General features: G+C 65.5%; 15 protein-coding genes. 6 read left to right on the top strand and 9 right to left on the bottom strand.

Translation table 11 applies throughout. The features are described from left to right. Positions 1–153: 153 nt before the first annotated feature. Positions 154–2,400, top strand: a complete 2,247-nt coding sequence (gene parC, locus AC1D2L_RS02675) for a DNA topoisomerase IV subunit A (RefSeq protein ID WP_476844260.1) — start codon at positions 154–156, stop codon at positions 2,398–2,400. Between the two features lie 191 nt (positions 2,401–2,591). Here parC and AC1D2L_RS02670 read toward each other — a convergent pair whose 3' ends face one another. From AC1D2L_RS02670 to AC1D2L_RS02655, 4 genes are all read right to left on the bottom strand, one after another. Then, the gene (locus AC1D2L_RS02670) at positions 2,592–3,203 is read right to left on the bottom strand and encodes an outer membrane protein (RefSeq protein ID WP_476844259.1); all 612 of its coding nucleotides are present in this window, start codon (positions 3,201–3,203) and stop codon (positions 2,592–2,594) included. 91 nt (positions 3,204–3,294) lie between these two features. Further along, positions 3,295–4,287 carry a DUF2336 domain-containing protein gene (locus AC1D2L_RS02665; RefSeq protein ID WP_476844258.1) on the bottom strand — a complete coding sequence of 331 codons (993 nt, stop codon included), beginning with the start codon at positions 4,285–4,287 and terminating at the stop codon, positions 3,295–3,297. Positions 4,288–4,517: 230 nt separating this feature from the next. Beyond that, the gene (locus AC1D2L_RS02660; protein WP_476844257.1) at positions 4,518–5,165 is read right to left on the bottom strand and encodes an RraA family protein; all 648 of its coding nucleotides are present in this window, start codon (positions 5,163–5,165) and stop codon (positions 4,518–4,520) included. Between the two features lie 112 nt (positions 5,166–5,277). Continuing rightward, positions 5,278–6,024 carry an arginyltransferase gene (locus AC1D2L_RS02655; RefSeq protein ID WP_476844256.1) on the bottom strand — a complete coding sequence of 249 codons (747 nt, stop codon included), beginning with the start codon at positions 6,022–6,024 and terminating at the stop codon, positions 5,278–5,280. 131 nt (positions 6,025–6,155) lie between these two features. Here AC1D2L_RS02655 and AC1D2L_RS02650 point away from each other — a divergent pair, with 131 nt between their 5' ends. Then, positions 6,156–6,983 carry a class I SAM-dependent methyltransferase gene (locus tag AC1D2L_RS02650; RefSeq protein WP_476844255.1) on the top strand — a complete coding sequence of 276 codons (828 nt, stop codon included), beginning with the start codon at positions 6,156–6,158 and terminating at the stop codon, positions 6,981–6,983. 7 nt (positions 6,984–6,990) lie between these two features. On the opposite strand, the gene AC1D2L_RS02645 is transcribed toward AC1D2L_RS02650, so the two are convergent. The 4 genes from AC1D2L_RS02645 to hemB all read right to left on the bottom strand — a co-directional run bounded on the left by AC1D2L_RS02645 (position 6,991) and on the right by hemB (position 11,334). Beyond that, positions 6,991–7,464 carry an RDD family protein gene (locus AC1D2L_RS02645; RefSeq protein ID WP_476844254.1) on the bottom strand — a complete coding sequence of 158 codons (474 nt, stop codon included), beginning with the start codon at positions 7,462–7,464 and terminating at the stop codon, positions 6,991–6,993. Between the two features lie 58 nt (positions 7,465–7,522). Next, on the bottom strand, positions 7,523–8,767 hold the full coding sequence (locus AC1D2L_RS02640; protein ID WP_476844253.1) for a threonine ammonia-lyase: 1,245 nt from the start codon (positions 8,765–8,767) through the stop codon (positions 7,523–7,525). Between the two features lie 96 nt (positions 8,768–8,863). Beyond that, on the bottom strand, positions 8,864–10,198 hold the full coding sequence (locus AC1D2L_RS02635; RefSeq protein ID WP_476844252.1) for a branched-chain amino acid ABC transporter permease: 1,335 nt from the start codon (positions 10,196–10,198) through the stop codon (positions 8,864–8,866). Between the two features lie 71 nt (positions 10,199–10,269). Beyond that, a complete protein-coding gene (gene hemB / locus AC1D2L_RS02630; RefSeq protein ID WP_476844251.1) occupies positions 10,270–11,334 on the bottom strand; it encodes a porphobilinogen synthase in 1,065 nt (354 codons plus the stop codon). A gap of 181 nt (positions 11,335–11,515) precedes the next feature. Between hemB and AC1D2L_RS02625 the strand changes: the two genes are divergently transcribed. The 4 genes from AC1D2L_RS02625 to AC1D2L_RS02610 all read left to right on the top strand — a co-directional run bounded on the left by AC1D2L_RS02625 (position 11,516) and on the right by AC1D2L_RS02610 (position 15,276). Further along, the gene (locus AC1D2L_RS02625) at positions 11,516–12,571 is read left to right on the top strand and encodes an enoyl-CoA hydratase/isomerase family protein (RefSeq protein ID WP_476844250.1); all 1,056 of its coding nucleotides are present in this window, start codon (positions 11,516–11,518) and stop codon (positions 12,569–12,571) included. Position 12,572: 1 nt separating this feature from the next. Beyond that, positions 12,573–13,019, top strand: a complete 447-nt coding sequence (locus AC1D2L_RS02620) for a DUF6163 family protein (protein WP_476844249.1) — start codon at positions 12,573–12,575, stop codon at positions 13,017–13,019. A gap of 204 nt (positions 13,020–13,223) precedes the next feature. Next, the gene (gene ldtR / locus AC1D2L_RS02615) at positions 13,224–13,736 is read left to right on the top strand and encodes a transcriptional regulator LdtR (RefSeq protein WP_476844248.1); all 513 of its coding nucleotides are present in this window, start codon (positions 13,224–13,226) and stop codon (positions 13,734–13,736) included. Between the two features lie 298 nt (positions 13,737–14,034). Continuing rightward, a complete protein-coding gene (locus AC1D2L_RS02610) occupies positions 14,035–15,276 on the top strand; it encodes a L,D-transpeptidase family protein (RefSeq protein WP_476844247.1) in 1,242 nt (413 codons plus the stop codon). An 87-nt stretch (positions 15,277–15,363) separates the two neighbouring features. Here AC1D2L_RS02610 and AC1D2L_RS02605 read toward each other — a convergent pair whose 3' ends face one another. Beyond that, positions 15,364–16,587 carry an MFS transporter gene (locus tag AC1D2L_RS02605; protein WP_476844246.1) on the bottom strand — a complete coding sequence of 408 codons (1,224 nt, stop codon included), beginning with the start codon at positions 16,585–16,587 and terminating at the stop codon, positions 15,364–15,366. Positions 16,588–16,628 lie beyond the last annotated feature (41 nt).

The raw sequence follows: 16,628 nt of genomic DNA, 5'->3' as shown, positions 1-16,628 counted from the left end.
GAGTCCCTCAGCCCTCATCCTGAGGAGCAAGGCCTTGAGCCTTGCGTCTCGAAGGATGCTCCAGCGCGCTCTGGAGCATCCGTCGGGACGCCGCTTCGCGGCTCCTCAGGATGAGGGCTGAACAGGAAGCCACGTAGAGAGTCGAATAACACCATGGGCAAGCCCGTCGAGCCGCCGCCGGAGGATGAGTCCGAGCGCATCGATCTGAAGACTGCGCTGGAAGAGCGCTATCTCGCCTATGCGCTCTCGACGATCATGCATCGCGCGCTGCCGGATGCCCGCGACGGCCTGAAGCCGGTGCATCGCCGCATCCTACATGCGATGCGCCTGCTGCGGCTCGACCCCGGGCAGGTCCACAAGAAATGTGCCCGCATCGTCGGCGACGTCATCGGTAAATTCCACCCGCATGGCGACCAGTCGGTCTATGACGCGCTGGTCCGCCTCGCGCAGGATTTCGCGCAGCGCTATCCGCTCGTCGATGGCCAGGGCAATTTCGGCAATATCGACGGCGATAGCGCGGCTGCCTATCGATACACCGAAGCGCGCATGACCGATGTCGCGCGCCTCCTGCTCGATGGCATCGAGGAGGACGCGGTCGATCTTCGCGAGACCTATAACGGCGAGGACGAGGAGCCGGTCGTGCTCCCCGCCGCCTTCCCGAACCTGCTCGCCAACGGCTCGCAGGGAATCGCGGTCGGCATGGCGACCTCGATACCGCCGCACAACGCAGCCGAGCTTTGCGATGCCGCGCTCTATCTGATCCAGCATCCGGAAACCTCCTCCGAGCAGCTGATGACCTTCGTGCAGGGGCCTGATTTCCCGACCGGCGGCGTCATCGTCGAGACGCGCGCCTCGATGGCCGAGACCTATCGCACCGGACGCGGCGCCTTCCGCACGCGGGCGCGCTGGGAGGCGGAGGACCTCGGCCGCGGCACCTGGCAGGTCGTGGTCACCGAGATCCCCTACATGGTCCAGAAGGGCCGGCTGATCGAGAAGATCGCCGAGCTCCTGAACGACAAGAAGCTGCCGCTGGTCGGTGACATCCGCGATGAATCCGCAGAGGACATCCGCGTCGTCATCGAGCCTCGCGCCCGCAATGTCGACCCCGCGCTGATGATGGAATCGCTGTTCCGGCTCACCGAGCTGGAATCGCGCCTGTCGATGAACATGAACGTGCTGACCGGCGGTCTCGTGCCGCGCGTGCTTGGCCTGAACGAGGCCCTGCGTGCCTGGCTCGACCACCGTCGCGACGTGCTGCTGCGGCGCTCGCGCTTCCGGCTCGGTCAGATCGACCGGCGGCTCGAGATCCTGCGCGGCCTGCTGATCGTCTATCTCGATCTCGACCGGGTGATCAAAATCATCCGCGAGGAGGACGAGCCCAAGATCGAGCTGATGCGGTACTTCGAACTCAGCGAGATCCAGGCGAACGCGATCCTCGACACCCGCCTGCGCGCACTGCGCAAGCTCGAGGAGATGCAGCTCAAGACCGAGCTCGACGAACTCATTAAGGAGAAGGGCCAGATCGAGGAACTCCTCGCCTCCGAGCCCGTGCAGTGGAAGCTGATCCAGCACGACATCCGCGAAGTGAAGAAGCTGTTCGGCCCCGAGACCAAGATCGGCAAGCGCCGCACGACCTTCTCCGACATGCCCGACACCACCGATATCGACCTGACCCAGGCCATGGTCGAGCGCGAGCCGGTGACGGTCGTGATCTCCAAGAAAGGCTGGATCCGGGCACTCAAGGGGCACGTCCAGGACCAGTCGACGCTCACCTTCAAGGGCGACGACACCCTCAAGACCGCATTCTTCACCGAGACCACAGCAAAGATCTTGGTGCTGGCCTCGAACGGAAAGGTCTTCACTCTCGAGGCTTCGAAACTGCCCGGCGGGCGTGGCTTCGGCGATCCGATCCGGCTGATGATCGAGCTGGAGGAGACGGCCGAGATCGTCTCCGCCTTCCCCTATCGGCCGGGCCTCAAACTGCTGATGGTCACGACCGACGGCCGAGGCTTCATTGCGCCCACGGACGATGTCGTCGCCAACACGCGCAAGGGCCGGCAGGTCCTCAACGTGGAGGCGCCGGTCATGGCGCTGCTGGCAGCACCGGCCGAAGGGGACCATGTCGCGATCATCGGCGAGAACCGCAAGCTGATCTGCTTCCCGGTGACCGAGGTCGCAGAGATGTCGCGCGGCAAGGGCGTTCGCCTGCAGCGCTACAAGGATGGCGGCGTCTCGGATGCCAAGGTCTTCAAGCTCGCCGACGGCTTGACCTGGCGCGACACTTCGGGCCGGACTTGGACGGTCGCCCAGGCAGATCTCCTCGAATGGCTCGGCCACCGCGCCGAGGCCGGCCGCCTGCCGCCAAAGGGCTTCCCGAAGAACAACAAGTTCGGCGGGTAACCCGGGCTGTCACGGTCGCCAAAAATCATTGGCCGGCCGTGTGCCGACCATGCGCGTCTTCTCTTTTCGAGGGGCGGACGAAGATCTGTCTGTTAGCGCTACGCGCGGGCGTGACGGCGCGGAAATCGATGAGATATCAGGAGATTGCGCGTGATTGCGGAATCAAGTTCGCAGCGGCCTGAATCAAGCTCTCAGCGGATCGCCTGGCCTGCAATGCCGACCTCGAAGCCCAGCGTCAGGTTGTTGGTCACGGCCCATTCGACGCCGGCGCGGGCTTCCGGGCGAACCGCGATATCGCTGCGCGTGAACGGCATCGAATTCGGTGTTGCTCCGTAGCGCCAGGTCTCATTGATCGCGGCCGCGCCGAGCTTGGTGTAGAGCAGGACTTCGGGCGTCAACAATACGCCCGCCTTCACCTGGAAAGCGCCGGAGAAGTCGCGCGTATAGGCGGCCTGGCCGAAGCCGGGCGTGCCGTAGCCTCCGACTGCCGGCATGAATTCGAGCGCGCCCACGACGCCATAGACGAAATTGCCCTCCTGCCGCATCGTCCCGGCTTCCAGTCCGAAGAATGGGCCGGCATTGCCGCCGAGGCGCTTTGAGCTGGTGACCTGGAAGCCGGTCGAGATGCGGGCATAGGAGCCGTCCCACTTCACGCCGCCGGGCGCGAGCGTCGGCTGCGACCAGGCGAAGGAGGGCAGGGCGTCGAAGCTGCCGAACGGCAGGAACGCCTGGGCCTGCGCACCGGCTGAACCAAAGGCCAGCGCGCAAAGCGAAACCGAGAGCGGGAGAAGCGAAAACCTCAAATCGAAAGCGTCCTTGCGACCAGCCTGGATAGGCTACCAGAAGGTCGCGCGATTGTCGCGGATTTGTGGCGGGCGGCGCCGAAACGCGCGCTCAGGCCAGCTTGGTGCGGACCTTGAGGAAGCGCAGCGTGCGATCTGCCATGGCGACATCGAGCTTGGCATATGCCTCCAGCGCGTCGTCGAGGTCCTGCGCGGAGAAGTACAGCCGCCGGCTCCGCAGCGTGAGGATGGCGCGGAAGGCCTCCGCACCGACGCCGAGGGACTTGCAGGTTACGCCGATGCCCCTTGCATCCTTTTGCATCAACACGCGCAGCGCCTGTTCCGCGGTGATATCGCACGCCTGCGCGAGCACCTGCGCAAGGTGATAGGCCCGGTCCTCATCGGCCAGCATGATCAGGACATCGTCGAGCTGGCGGGTCTGGGCCGTGAGGTCGGCGAGGAGGAGCTTGACCTCCAGGCGCTGCTGGCGCGCCACCCGCGCGAGCGACTGCCCAGCGGTGATCTGCGAATTCGGAACCGCTGGCGCATCGGCCATCTGCTCGACGATGCGCAGCACCCGCTCGGCACGGTTCGGCGTCAGGTCCGAGCGCCTCGCCAGCGCGCCGGTCACGACGACATCGTCGCCACCGCGCGACAGCAGCCGGTCGAAACCCTTGTCGGAGAACTGCGCCCCTTCGTTCGAGCTCACGGTCTGGAGCACGTCGCTGCCGCCGCGCTCGACCAGGATGTCGGTGACGCTCTCCGACAGGCGCGCACGCTCGGCGATGGCCACCATGTGGCGCTGCGACTGGCTGACGGCGATGGCGGCGAGGTCTGTGTCCGTGAGGACCGGTGACAGCTTCAGGACGAGGCGCGCGACGTCGGCGTCGGCGTCGCCGGCGAGCGTCATCGCGACCTCCCGCGGCAGGCTGGGCACGGCCGCGACATGGTCGGCATAGTCGCGTCGGTCGCCGTTTTCGAGACGCGACAGAGAATGCACGGCGATCTCGCCGTAGTGCTCCTTGGCGAGTTCGCTCGGGTCATGGTCGAGCAGGAAGAGGTCGGTGACCGCGTTCAGCAGCTGCCGGCGCGAATCCGACGACATGTCGGAGGGCATCCGATTCAAGGATGGCAGCATGGAAGTCCCCGGCTCAGGCAATGTGTCGCGGGGACACTGAACTGTGCTTGCTTGCCGTACTCTTAAGCCGCTGCCGGATCTCTAGTGAAAGCAGCTAATAATTTGCTGTTTTCACTAGATGCTTGTGAGTTGTTGTCGCGGTTATAGGCGACAACAACGTAATTCAACTCAAGGTTGCAACGATTCCGGCGCGCGACTCAGAACTTGCCGAACTGGAGATAGGCAGCCTGCGGGTCAGTTCCGGCCAGGATGGCGGTGCGGACCTTATTCTCTTTCGAGATGTCTGACTCAGCCTTGTCGAGGACCTCCTCGATGACCTCGACCGGGATTCGCACGATTCCGTCGCGATCGCCCAGGATGTAGTCGCCGGGCCGGATCCAGACCGAGCCGATCTTGATCGGTTCGTCGACGGCCTTGGGCAGCCAGTAGCCCACGATGTCACGCGGGGTATAGGCCTTGAAGAAGGCCTGAAAATTCATGTCGATCATGAATTCTGTATCGCGCGATAGCCCGTCGATGACGCAGCCGCGCACGCCCTTGTTCTTCAGCGTCTCCGCCGAGAGCTCGCCCATCAGCGCGACCTCCTCGGTATTGGGCTGGCAGACCCAGACATGGCCGGGCTTGGCGGCCGAGAGCAATCCGGTCCAGCCGAGCAGCGTTTCATGTGCGTCGAACTCGCCAGTCTTGCCTTCCACGGTGAAGGCAGGCCCGGCGAGCTTCTGTCCGGGCAGGAGCGGGCGCAGCTCCGGCGGCAGGGTGAAATCGCTCAGGCCCATCGCCCGCATAACGTCATGGATGACACCGGTGTAGCAGCGCTCGAGACGCTGCGTCAGTTCTTCGCTCATAGGTCCTCCCAATGGCCTGTCCCGGCCGATGGCGGGCACAGTGCTGAGAACCCCTGCCGGCGACAAGCGCGTTTTGCGCCCGGCCCTGATGCGGTCCGGTCGGTTCGGGCTGTCAGCCGACGCGGTCCCAACCCTGGGGAGAGAGGCGTTCCTGCGGCTGGAAGCGCGCCTTGTAGGCCATTTTCGGGGACCCATCGACCCAATAGCCCAGATATACGTAAGGCAGCCCGCGCTTGCGGGCGCGCTCGATATGGTCGAGCACCATGTACGTCCCCAGCGAACGGGCCTCGAGGCCGGGGTCGAACACCGAATACACCATCGAGAGCCCGTCGCTCAGCGTGTCGGTGAGGGCAAGCGCGAAGAGATCGCCCTGGCCGCGACCGTTGAGGGCGCTATCGGGCCCGCGCCTGCGATACTCGATGAGCGAGGTCTCGACATGGCTGTCCTCGATCATCATCGCGAAGTCGAGCGCCGACATCGTCGCCATGCCGCCGTCGGGGTGGCGCTCGTCAAGATAGGACCGGAACAGCGAATAATGCTCCGAGCGCGGCTGCGGTGGGAGAACCTCGCCGATCAGGTCGCTGTTGCGGGCCATCACCTTGCGGAATCCGCGCGAGGGCCGGAAATCGTCGACGCAGACACGCACCGACACGCAGGCGCGACAGGTCTCGCAGGCCGGGCGATAGGCGATGCTCTGCGAACGCCGAAAGCCGCCCTGACTGAGGACGTTGTTGAGGTCGTTGGCGCGGGGGCCCACGAGATGTGTAAAGACCTTGCGCTCCTCGCGGTCCGGCAGATACGGGCACGCGGTGGGCGACGTCAGGTAGAATTGCGGGGCATCCCGCAACGGGCGCGTCACGTTCGGCTCGCTCCGGCAACGGTTTCGAGATTCAATGTAGCACTCGCTGGCGCCGCAACAAGCGCCGTCATGCTCTTGCCCTGTTCACGCCCCAGGCCAGTTGCCGGGCGCTGCGCAGCGGGACGGCACGCATGAGCGAGAAGGTCACCCTGACCGGCGAGAAGGAAACTCTCCTCGTCACGCTCTTCGCCAAGGCGGAGGAGAGCCGGCTGCCCGATTCGCTCTTGCGGGACCGATTCGCGGCCATGGCCGTCGCGGGAATCGACTACGATTTCGCGAGCCTGTGCATCGATCGCGACCTGATGATCGGGCTGGCGTTGCGGGCCGACATTCTCGATCGCTGGACGAGGGACTTCATCGCGCGTCATCCGACCGCGACCGTCCTGCATATCGGCTGCGGGCTCGACAGCCGGGTGTTCAGGATCGACCCGCCGGCTGGCGTCCGCTGGTTCGACGTCGATTATCCCGAGGTGGTGGACCTGCGCCGGAAGCTCTATCCCGACCGCGAGGGCTACCGCCTGATCGGCTCCTCGGTGACACAGCCCGACTGGCTCGGCGAGGTGCCGTCGGACCAGCCGATGCTGGTGATCGCCGAAGGCCTGCTTCCTTATCTTGCCGGGAACGAGGTGCCACACCTGCTCGGTCGCCTTGCCGGCCATGCCCCGAGCGGCGAACAGATTTTCGACGCCTATAGTCGCCTCGGCCTGCGCCTGATCAGCCTGCAACCTTCGATCAGGGCGACCGGCGCGGCGCTGCATTGGGCGCTCGACGACCCCCACGACCTCGAGCGCCAGGTGCCGGGCCTGACGCTGGCGACGTGTCTGAGCGCCCATGATCCGGAGGGCTATGATCCCGCACAGATCGCGCGCATGTCATGGCTCGCGCGCGTCAGTGTCTGGGCCTTCGCGCTGGTGCCGGCCATTGGCAACATAGGCTGGCTGCTGCGCTATCGCTTCTGATGCGCGCTCACGCGCGCACCACGACGAGGCCGGTCAGGAGATCATGGCCCATGCGCCGGTCGGCGCGTGCAAAACCGCACAGGATATCGAGCACCCAGAGCCCGACCGTGCCCGCAGCGACGTAAAACAGCAGTGCGTGCACCGCTGCGGCGAGGCCATCGGGCCGCCCGCCGGTCACGGTCTCGACCTTGAGGCCCGCCATCCGCATTCCCCAGGTCGACTGGCGTGGCCCGCCGATCGTCAGGGCTGCATAGCCCAGCCCGGTCGCCACAGTCGCGATCGGGATCAGCAGCCAGGTCGCGCCGAACGTCACGACGCCAAGGATGAGCAGGAGCACGAAGATGATGCCGCCAAGGATCGACAGGATGATGATGTCGCCGATCCAGGCGAAGAGACGCGAACCCAGCACGCCGCTGACATCCTGCAGTGGTCGGGTGTCGATCGGCGTGATCGGGGACTGGCCGTAGCGCTGGTCGCTCATCTCGGAGTGTGTTCCATCGTCGAGGGCGCCAAATCGCCCTTTCCCACACAATGTTTGATCAGGGGCCCGGTTTCGCAAGCCCTCGCGGCAGGACACGCTGCGGTGCGAAGCCGTTTTCTCGCAGCATCGCTTCGATCGCGCGGCTATGCGCCGCCCCGCGCGTCTCGATCGTGACGTCCAACGAGACGCCCTTGGCGGGAACGTCGAGGAAGAGGCGCCCGTGGCTGACCTCGAGGATATTGGCGCCCTGCGCGCCGAGCAGGCTGGCGACCTTTCCGAGAAGGCCGGGGCGGTCGCTGGTGGTCAGCCGGAAGGCGACGATGCGGTCCTCGCGTTCGAGTTCGCGCACCATGATCGCCGCGAGCAGTCGCGTATCGATATTGCCGCCGCAGAGCACGAGCCCGACTTTTCTTCCGGCATAACGCTCGGGTTCCAGAAGCATGGCTGCGAGACCTGCCGCGCCGGCGCCCTCCGCCAACGTGTGCTGGAGGCAGGCATAGGCGTTCACGGCACGCTCGATCAGGTCCTCGCCGACAAGCACGATGTCCGAGATCAGGCTGGAAATCACAGGCAATGTCTGCACGCCGACAGTCTTGACCGCGATGCCCTCCGCCAGGGTCGCGCCGCCGATCGGCATGTCCTCGGCATTCACCGCATTGTAGAACGACGGATAGAGCGCCGCTTCCACGCCGATCAGCTCGATCTCGGGCTTGAGCGCTTTTGCAGCGATCGCGTTGCCGGCCATCAGGCCGCCGCCGCCGAGCGGGATGATCAGAACCTCGATATCGGGCTCGTCGTCGAGCATTTCCTGCGCGATCGTGCCCTGGCCGGCCATGACCGCCGCATCGTCGTAGGGATGAACGAAGACCAACCCCTCGGCATCGGCGAGTTCGCGCGCTTTCTGGGCGGATTCGTAGAGTGTCTCGCCAAACAGCACGACGCGTGCGCCGTGGGATCGGGTGTTCTCGACCTTCACCAGCGGTGTCGTCTCGGGCATGACGATCGTGGCCGGAATGCCGAAGCGGCGCGCATGATAGGCCACGGCCTGGGCATGATTTCCAGCCGACATGGCGATGACGCCACGCGCGGTCTCGTCCTCTGTCAGGCTGAGCAGCTTGTTGACCGCGCCGCGCTCCTTGAATGAGGCCGTCGCCTGCATGTTCTCGTGCTTGACCAGCACCGTAGCGCCGGTGAGTTCCGACAGGCGCGGCGCCGCAACCAGGGGCGTGCGCAGGACATGGCCCTCGATACGCCGCGCGGCCGCCTCGATGTCGGCGAAGGTGATCGAGAAGGGCTCTCTCATCGGTCGGTTTCCAGGGCTCGGCTCAAGGCAGGGACGGAACGATCACGGTTGTCGCAACAATCAGACTTGTCGCAACAATCAGACTTGTCGCAACGGTCAGACTTGGCGAGGTGCCAGGGCACCATCGCCGAAAAAACCGCCGGGGCGAAAGATCAATACGGCAGCGAGCAGCGCGTAGACGGCGATATCGCGTTGTTCCAGAGGCATCACCGAGGACCAGGCCACCTCGAAGAGCGCGATGCAGATGCCGCCGAGCGCGGCCCCGCCGACTGAGCCGATTCCGCCGAGGATCGCGGCGACCAGCGCTTTCAGCCCCAGGGAGAAGCCGCCTGCGAAGCCCATGCCGCCATAGATCACGGTGACGATCACGCCGGCCATGCCCGAGGCGGCGCAGGCCAGGATCAGCGCGATGTCGTGAACCACGCGCGCATCGACCCCAAACAGCGCCGCGGTGCGTGCATCGTCGGAAACCGCGCGCCAGGCCCGGCCATAAGCGCTCCATTTGATCAGCAGGACGAGCCCAAGCGCGCAGGACAGGCCGATTGCGCCCAGTGCCAGGCCGATCGGCGTGACTGTGACGACGAAGTCGCCGGCTCGTGCCAGCGCCCAGGGCGTGTTGAAAACCGGCGGGAGCCAGCGCAGATCGGGCCCCTGCGCCAGCCGGAGATATTCCGACATCGCAATGGCGAGCCCGATCGTTGCGATCAGCATCTGCTGGCCGGTGGCACGCCGCAAGGGCCGCAGCATGAAGCGGCCCATCGCGAATCCGTGCAGGGCACAGACGATGACCGCCACGCCAAAGGCGATGACGAGGCCCGATGCCGGCGTCGAGATGGCGAGCGTCAGTACGAGCGCGACGCCGACGACTGAAGCGAGCGCGCCCAGGGCCGCGAACTCGCCGAAGCTCAGGATGATGCGTCCCGTCAGCCCGTAGATCAGCGCGTAGGCGGAGGCGAGCAGCGTGTAGATCGCGGCCGAGGGCAGGGCGCTGAAGCCCTGTTGCAGGCCATAGGCGAGCGCGGCGGGAACCCTGGGGAGGTCGTCGATATCGGCTGCGGCGGGGTCCGGGGGCGGTTCCTTGCGATCCTCCAGATAGAATCGCCGCAGCAGATAGAAACTCGCATCGCTCATCGGCCTGCCGTCGGAGGCGATACCGATCAAGGCGCGGCGCTGGAGACCCTGGTCGTCACCGGCGAAAAGGCAATCGATGCTGCGCTGGCGCGCCAGGCCCGAGCCGGTCTCGGCGCGATAGAGGATGCGCAGCGCTTTGGCTCGCAGTCCCTTGGTCGTGCCGTCGATGGTGATGCGCGCATCGGGCGGGTTCAGCGGCGGGATAGCCTGCCGGCAGAGGCGCTGCTGATCGGTGTCGAAAGGCTCGCCGCACGAGGCGAGCGCAAGGACGAGCAGAATCGACAGCAGGAGAGGGCGCATGTCCGGTCACGCTAGCGCGGGCCGGACGCCGGTGCCATCCCGCGGCTGGAGGGGCGGGACGGCGGCTGGTCTCAGGCTCCGGCCTTCAGCTTCTCCGCAACGCGGGGTGCAAAATAGGTCAGCACGCCATCGGCTCCGGCGCGCTTGAAGGCGATCAGGCTCTCCATCATTGCCTTGTCGCCGTCGAGCCAGCCATTCTGCCCAGCGGCCATGATCATCGCGTACTCGCCCGACACCTGGTAGGCGAAGGTCGGCACGCGAAACTGGTCCTTCACCCGCGCCACGATGTCGAGGTAAGGCAGGCCGGGCTTGATCATGACCATGTCGGCGCCCTCTTCGAGATCCAGCGCGACCTCTGCGATGGCCTCGTCGGAATTGCCGGGATCCATCTGGTAGGTCCGCTTGTCGCCGATCAGGGTGGCGTTGGTACCGATCGCGTCGCGGAACGGGCCGTAGAACGCCGACGCGTACTTCGCGGCATAGGCCATGATCTGCACGTCTTCATGGCCCGAGGCGTCGAGCGCTGCCCGGATGGCCGCGACACGCCCATCCATCATGTCGGAAGGTGCGATCACGTCCGCGCCGGCATCGGCCAGTGCCAGTGCCTGCTGCGCCAGGATGTGAACGCTCGCGTCGTTCAGGACGCGTTCGCCCGACATCACGCCGTCATGGCCGTGGGAGGTATAGGGGTCCAGCGCCGCATCGCAGATGATGCCGATCCCCGGGACCTCGGCCTTGATCGCCCGGACGGCGCGGCACATCAGGTTGCGATCGTTCAGCGCTTCCGAACCCGTCGGATCACGAAGAGACTTCTCGACGAAGGGGAAAGGCGCAATCGCCGGGATGCCGAGTTCTGCGGCATGGGCAGCCTGGCGCACGGCCTCGTCGATGTTCAGGCGGTCGACGCCCGGCATCCAGGCGACCGGCGAGCGCGGCTGGTCGGTGTCCATCAGGAACAGCGGCCAGATCAGGTCGTCGGTGGTCAGCACCGTCTCGCGCACCATGCGGCGCGACCAGTCGGCCTTGCGGTTGCGTCGCATCCGGCGCGTCAGCCCCAGCGAATCCGACGCCTGCGCCGAGGCTTCGCCCTGCCGTGCCTGCGGAGCAGGAAACGGCCGCACAACCCGAGAAGTCATTGAAAAGGTCTCCCTCGCGCCCCGTGCGCGGTGCCCTGTTTTGCCGGAACATTAACACATCGGAACAATTCCAAAACAGGCGCGATGGTCGCACCGCGACGTTGCGCGTGGTGCGCGACTGCGTTGACAAGCAGGACCGCGCCAGCCCAGAACCGGCGCCAACCCGTAGGAGCGCCCCACCATGTCGCAGGACGCCGAGATCATCTGCGAAGTGCGCGGCGCCGCCGGCGTCGTCATCCTCAACCGGCCAAAAGCGCTCAATGCGCTGAGCCTGACGATGGTGCGCGAACTTGCCCGCGCGCTCGACGCCTGGGAGCACGACCCGCAGGTGACGCGCGTCGTCGTGACCAGCACCAGCGAGAAGGCGTTCTCAGCCGGTGGCGATATCCGCCATCTGCACGACCTCGGTCGCGAGCGCCGCTTCGACGAGATGCTGGCCTTCTGGCGCGAGGAATACATCCTCAATGCGCGTATCAAGAACTACCCGAAGCCCTATGTCGCTGTGATCGACGGCATCGTCATGGGTGGCGGCGTCGGCATCTCGTTGCATGGCAGCCACCGCATCGCGGGCGGTCGCTATCTCTTCGCGATGCCGGAAGTCGGCATCGGCTTCTTCCCCGATGTCGGGGCAACCTACGCCCTGCCGCGTCTGCCGGATGCTGCCGGGATCTACCTTGCCTTGACGGGGGACCGCGTCGGCGCGGCCGATGCGCTGGCGCTGGGGTTGGCCACCCATGCGGTGCCCAGCGAGCGCATGGCAGAGCTGTCGGACGCCCTCACGGGTCGCGGGCAGCTCGAGGACATCCTGGCTGGCTTCTCGGCTGATCCCGGCCCCGGCAAGCTCGGTCCGTCGCGTGCGATCATCGGCGAGTGCTTCGGTGCCGCGGACCTGGCGGGGGTGCGCGAGCGCCTCGCGTTGCGCGCGGAGGCAGGCGATGGCTTCGCCGCCAAGGCCCTGCAGACGCTGGCCACGAAATCTCCGACCAGCGTGGCGATCGCCTTCGAGCAGATGCGGCGTGGCGCGACGCTGGATTTCGCCGAAGCCATGCGCACCGAGTTCCGCGTAGTCTCGCGCATCGTTGCCGGCCATGACTTCTACGAGGGCGTGCGCGCGGTGGTCATCGACAAGGACCATGCCCCGTCCTGGCGCCCCGCCACCGCCGAGGCGGTCAGCGACAGCGCCATCGCGGCCTATTTCGCCCCGCTCGGCGACACCGAACTCGTCCTGGCATCCTGAAATGGGTCCTGACGGGAATGGCGATCTGATGAATGGCGGGCAGGCGCTGGGCCTCGCCTCGAATCAGGCGCGCAAGACACGCTGGCGAATCGTGCTGGTCTGGTTCCTGCGCCTGCTCTCGATCGCCTGGATGGCTAAGGGGCTCCTGGCCTGGTCGGTGATCTTCGGCTTCGGTCCTGCTGAGCAGCCGCCCTTCGAGGCGCGGCTGCTCAGCTTCCAGGCCATCATCGTCTACTTCGCGGTGATCGATCTGGTCGCGGCGGTCGGGCTGTGGTTGACCAGCACCTGGGGCGGTGTCTTGTGGCTGCTCGCGGCGGTGAGCCATCTGCTGCTGGGCTTCTTCTTCCCGCGAATGCTGCCGATGACGACGCCCCTGATAGCGGGCTATGTCGGTCTGATGCTGGCCTATTTCCTGGCTACCTGGCTTGCAGAAAGCGAAAACTCCTGAGCGCAGCAACGCCGCGATTGCGAGCTAGCCTGGTAAGAATCGCTTCAGCTTAAGGGTTTCTGACTTCACCTTGCATTCACCGAAACGGCTAAATCTCTGATTCATCCTGATATTTAAACTCGTTTTCATCCGTGCCGCCTATGGTGTTTTTCAGAAGCGGACCGGGAGCAAATCCTGGCCGATAGTCAACAGGCGGGATATACAATGAAAGCGAGCGTCAAGACTGCGGCTGTTGCCGCCGAAGCGGAAGTTAGTCTCAAAGTGAAGCCCCTCTACCTGGAGTCGCTGACCCTGGTGGAGCGGCTTCACCGCCGGCTTCTCGACGTGATCAAGGACGAGTTCGAGCGTCGCGGTCGCGACGACGTCAACAGCGTCCAGGCTCTGCTGCTCTACAATATTGGCGATGCCGAGCTGAGCGCCAGCGAACTGCGTACGCGTGGCTATTACCTCGGCTCGAACGTCTCCTACAACGTCAAGAAGCTTGTCGAGCTCGGCTACCTCCACCATGCGAGGTCGCGTATCGACCGTCGTTCGGTGCGGATCAGCCTGACCGACAAAGGTCATGAGGTGCACAATCTCGTGAAGGGCGTCTACGACAAGCATGTCCAGACGGTCGAGCAGATCGGTGGCATCGCGTCGGACGACTTCGAGCGCATGAACAACGCCCTGCTGCGCCTGGAGCGCTTCTGGACCGACCAGATCCGCTACAAGCTCTGAAACCAGCCGCCTATCAGCGGTATCGGAGCGAAAACAGGTCCCGGCGCATCGCCGCCGGGTTGTGCGGCGCCCAGGCGGGTTGTGGCATTCAGGTCACGCTCGCTCGCCTTCGGGTGCGCAAGCCGCCATGCATCGGGCACGGCGGCGGCATGCCCTAAAATCGCCTCGCTCATCACACGGTGTTAACCGTGATAAGGGACCGTCGCATGGTAAGCCGCTCCTGTATAAGGAGTGCGGCGTTGTCGTGTTGTGTGTCCGCGTCGAGCCCGGTCGGGCCGTGGTGAAGAAGAGGGATATGATGTCGAACTTGAGCCTGACCCGCCGCGAGACCGTTCTCGCGCTGCTATCGGGCGCTGCGACGTCCGTCAGCCTGCCGGCTTTCGCCCAGCAGGCGGAATGGCGCCAGAGCTATGATTCCGGTGCGCGCAATGCCGTCGCCCGCTCCCACACCCCGATGCTGTCGCAGGAATCGCTCCAGGCGACCGAAGCCGCGATCGTTGCCTACCGCGATCTCGCTTCGCGCGGCGGCTGGCCCTCGGTGCAGATCGGCGACAAGCTCGGCGTCGGTTCGCGCGGCCCCAGCGTGGTCGCTCTGCGCCAGCGCCTGATCATCACGGGTGATCTCGACGCCAATGCCGGCAACAGCAATGTCTATGATTCCTATGTCGAGTCCGGCGTGCGCAACTTCCAGGCGCGCATGGGGCTTTCGACCACCGGGGCCGTCAACCGCGCGACGGTGAACGCCCTGAACGTCCCGATCGACCGCCGCATACGCCAACTCGAGACCAACGTAGTGCGCCTGCGCTCCTGGTCGGGCAATCTCGGCAACCGCTACGTCGTCGCCAATATCCCGGCCGCGATGGTGGAAACGGTCGAGAACGGTCAGGTCGCGACGCGCCACGCCGCCGGCGTCGGCAAGATCGACCGTCAGTCGCCGCTGCTGCAGACCAAGATCCCCGAGGTCAACTTCAACCCGACCTGGACCGTGCCGGCATCGATCATCCGCAAGGATCTGATCCCGAAGATGCGCAAGGAGCCGGCCTATCTGACCGAGAACAAGATTCGCATCATCGGCCCCAGCGGCGAGATCGCGCCCGAGCGCGTCAACTGGAACTCCGACGAGGCGACCCGCTACACCTTCCGCCAGGATCCGGGCGGCGAGTTCAATTCGCTCGGCTTCGTGCGCATCAACATTCCGAGCCCGCACGGCGTCTACATGCATGACACGCCGGCCAAGGGCGTCTTCGGCGACGATTTCCGCTTCGTCTCCTCGGGCTGCATGCGCGTCCAGAACGTGCGCGACTACGTCGCCTGGCTGCTCAAGGACACGCCCGGCTGGGACCGCGCCAAGATCGACGCGACGATCGCCTCTGGCGAGCGCATCAACGCCCGCATCAGCAATCCTGTGCCGTGCTACTGGGTCTATGTCACCGCTTGGGCGACACCCGATGGCGGCGTGCAGTTCCGCGATGACATCTACAACAAGGATGGCCTTGGACCGGCTCCGGTCGCCGCCCTTCAGGGTGAGCAGGACATCTGAGTTCGCAACGGCTCGCGCCTCGCAGTTTCGATCTGAACCCCGGCCTCGCGCCGGGGTTTTGCGTTGATCGAGCGGTTGCAATCAGCGCTACGATGCCAGCGCCGGCCCCCGGCGCGACGTGCCGATGGCGCCAACGATTACCACCAGCAGAACAAGAGCGACGAGGACGAGGGCGGTCGCGTGCAGCACCGCATCGAAGCCGAAGGCGGTGATCAAGGGCGTGCTCAGCACTGGCGAGCAGAACTGCCCGATGAAGATCGACGCGGTCAGCATCCCACCGGCGAGGCCGCGATGCCTGAGCGGCGCCAGTCCCAGCGCCAGCGTGATGAAGCCGGGAGAGACGAGCGCATAGCCCGCGCCGATCGCCGCGGTCGCCGCAAGAAGGCACGCCTCGCTTGCCGCCAGCGACAACAGCACAAAGCCGAGCGCCATCACGCCATAGCCCAGAGCGAAAGTCCCGGGAACGCCAGTGACAGGCTGGATCCGCGGATAGAGGAGCGCAAAGCCTCCGCCCGATAGCATCAGCGCCCCCAGTGCCGTGCCGGTGATGATCGCGCTATTGTAGCCGCGTGCCTCCAAGAAGAACGCCAACTGCGTCGGCATGAGGAAGAACAGCATGTTGGTGAGGCCTTGCAGCGCGATAACCAAGCCCAGGCGCGTGCGCCAACCAGGCGGATCCGCGATGAGGTCGGTTGGCTTTCGGCCGGCTGCCGCATCGGGGCGGACCGGATCGACGATCGCGGTCCACATCACAGGCAGGAAGACGGCGGCGAGGCCGTAGATCGCGAACGGCAAGCGTGGCGAGATCGTCGCGACCCAGCCCGCAAGCGAGATGAAAACGAAACCGCCGAAGTTTCGGGCGGAGATCTGCAGGCCTGTCAGAGCGTTGCGGTCTGCGCCCGCGAAATAGTCGCCAACCAGGGCCGTCTGTGCCGTCATGATCAAGGCGACCGCAACGCCGAGCACGATGCGGCTGGCAAAGATCGTCGGCAAGTCGGGCAATACCAGGCCGGCGCATCCTGCGATCACGAACAGGACCGTGCCTCCAAGCATCATCGCGCGTCGTCCGCAACGGTCTGCCAGGAGCCCTGCGAATGGTGCACAGAGGGCGACGCTGAGCGCCGGAGCCGGCACCAGCAGCCGCGTCAGCATTGCGGCATTCGCATCGTCCGCGAACAGGCGTTCGAGCCCAGGTAGTGCCGGGCTGATCGTCGCATTGGCCATGGTGGTGAGCGATGCCGCCATCAGAAGCGCGATTGCGCGACGATCCCGCCACACCTGCGTTGGCCTCATGTCGAGCGTGTTTTCCATGATTTACCTCTTGCTGAAACCCAGCGATCGGCAGAGCGTAC

This window comes from Allobosea sp. P1_B10, from assembly GCF_056406735.1.
The sequence above is the reverse complement of the archived record's forward strand: the minus strand, read 5'-3'. Positions and strand labels throughout refer to the sequence as shown.

Excerpts from the sequence above, each read along its gene's own strand:
- parC (WP_476844260.1), top strand. The coding sequence starts at position 154 with ATGGGCAAGCCCGTCGAGCCGCCGCCGGAGGATGAGTCCGAGCGCATC.
- AC1D2L_RS02665 (WP_476844258.1), bottom strand. The coding sequence starts at position 4,287 with ATGTCGTCGGATTCGCGCCGGCAGCTGCTGAACGCGGTCACCGACCTC.
- AC1D2L_RS02660 (WP_476844257.1), bottom strand. The coding sequence starts at position 5,165 with ATGAGCGAAGAACTGACGCAGCGTCTCGAGCGCTGCTACACCGGTGTC.
- AC1D2L_RS02650 (WP_476844255.1), top strand. The coding sequence starts at position 6,156 with ATGAGCGAGAAGGTCACCCTGACCGGCGAGAAGGAAACTCTCCTCGTC.
- AC1D2L_RS02645 (WP_476844254.1), bottom strand. The coding sequence starts at position 7,464 with ATGAGCGACCAGCGCTACGGCCAGTCCCCGATCACGCCGATCGACACC.
- AC1D2L_RS02640 (WP_476844253.1), bottom strand. The coding sequence starts at position 8,767 with ATGAGAGAGCCCTTCTCGATCACCTTCGCCGACATCGAGGCGGCCGCG.
- AC1D2L_RS02635 (WP_476844252.1), bottom strand. The coding sequence starts at position 10,198 with ATGCGCCCTCTCCTGCTGTCGATTCTGCTCGTCCTTGCGCTCGCCTCG.
- hemB (WP_476844251.1), bottom strand. The coding sequence starts at position 11,334 with ATGACTTCTCGGGTTGTGCGGCCGTTTCCTGCTCCGCAGGCACGGCAG.
- AC1D2L_RS02625 (WP_476844250.1), top strand. The coding sequence starts at position 11,516 with ATGTCGCAGGACGCCGAGATCATCTGCGAAGTGCGCGGCGCCGCCGGC.
- AC1D2L_RS02620 (WP_476844249.1), top strand. The coding sequence starts at position 12,573 with ATGGGTCCTGACGGGAATGGCGATCTGATGAATGGCGGGCAGGCGCTG.
- ldtR (WP_476844248.1), top strand. The coding sequence starts at position 13,224 with ATGAAAGCGAGCGTCAAGACTGCGGCTGTTGCCGCCGAAGCGGAAGTT.
- AC1D2L_RS02610 (WP_476844247.1), top strand. The coding sequence starts at position 14,035 with ATGTCGAACTTGAGCCTGACCCGCCGCGAGACCGTTCTCGCGCTGCTA.
- AC1D2L_RS02605 (WP_476844246.1), bottom strand. The coding sequence starts at position 16,587 with ATGGAAAACACGCTCGACATGAGGCCAACGCAGGTGTGGCGGGATCGT.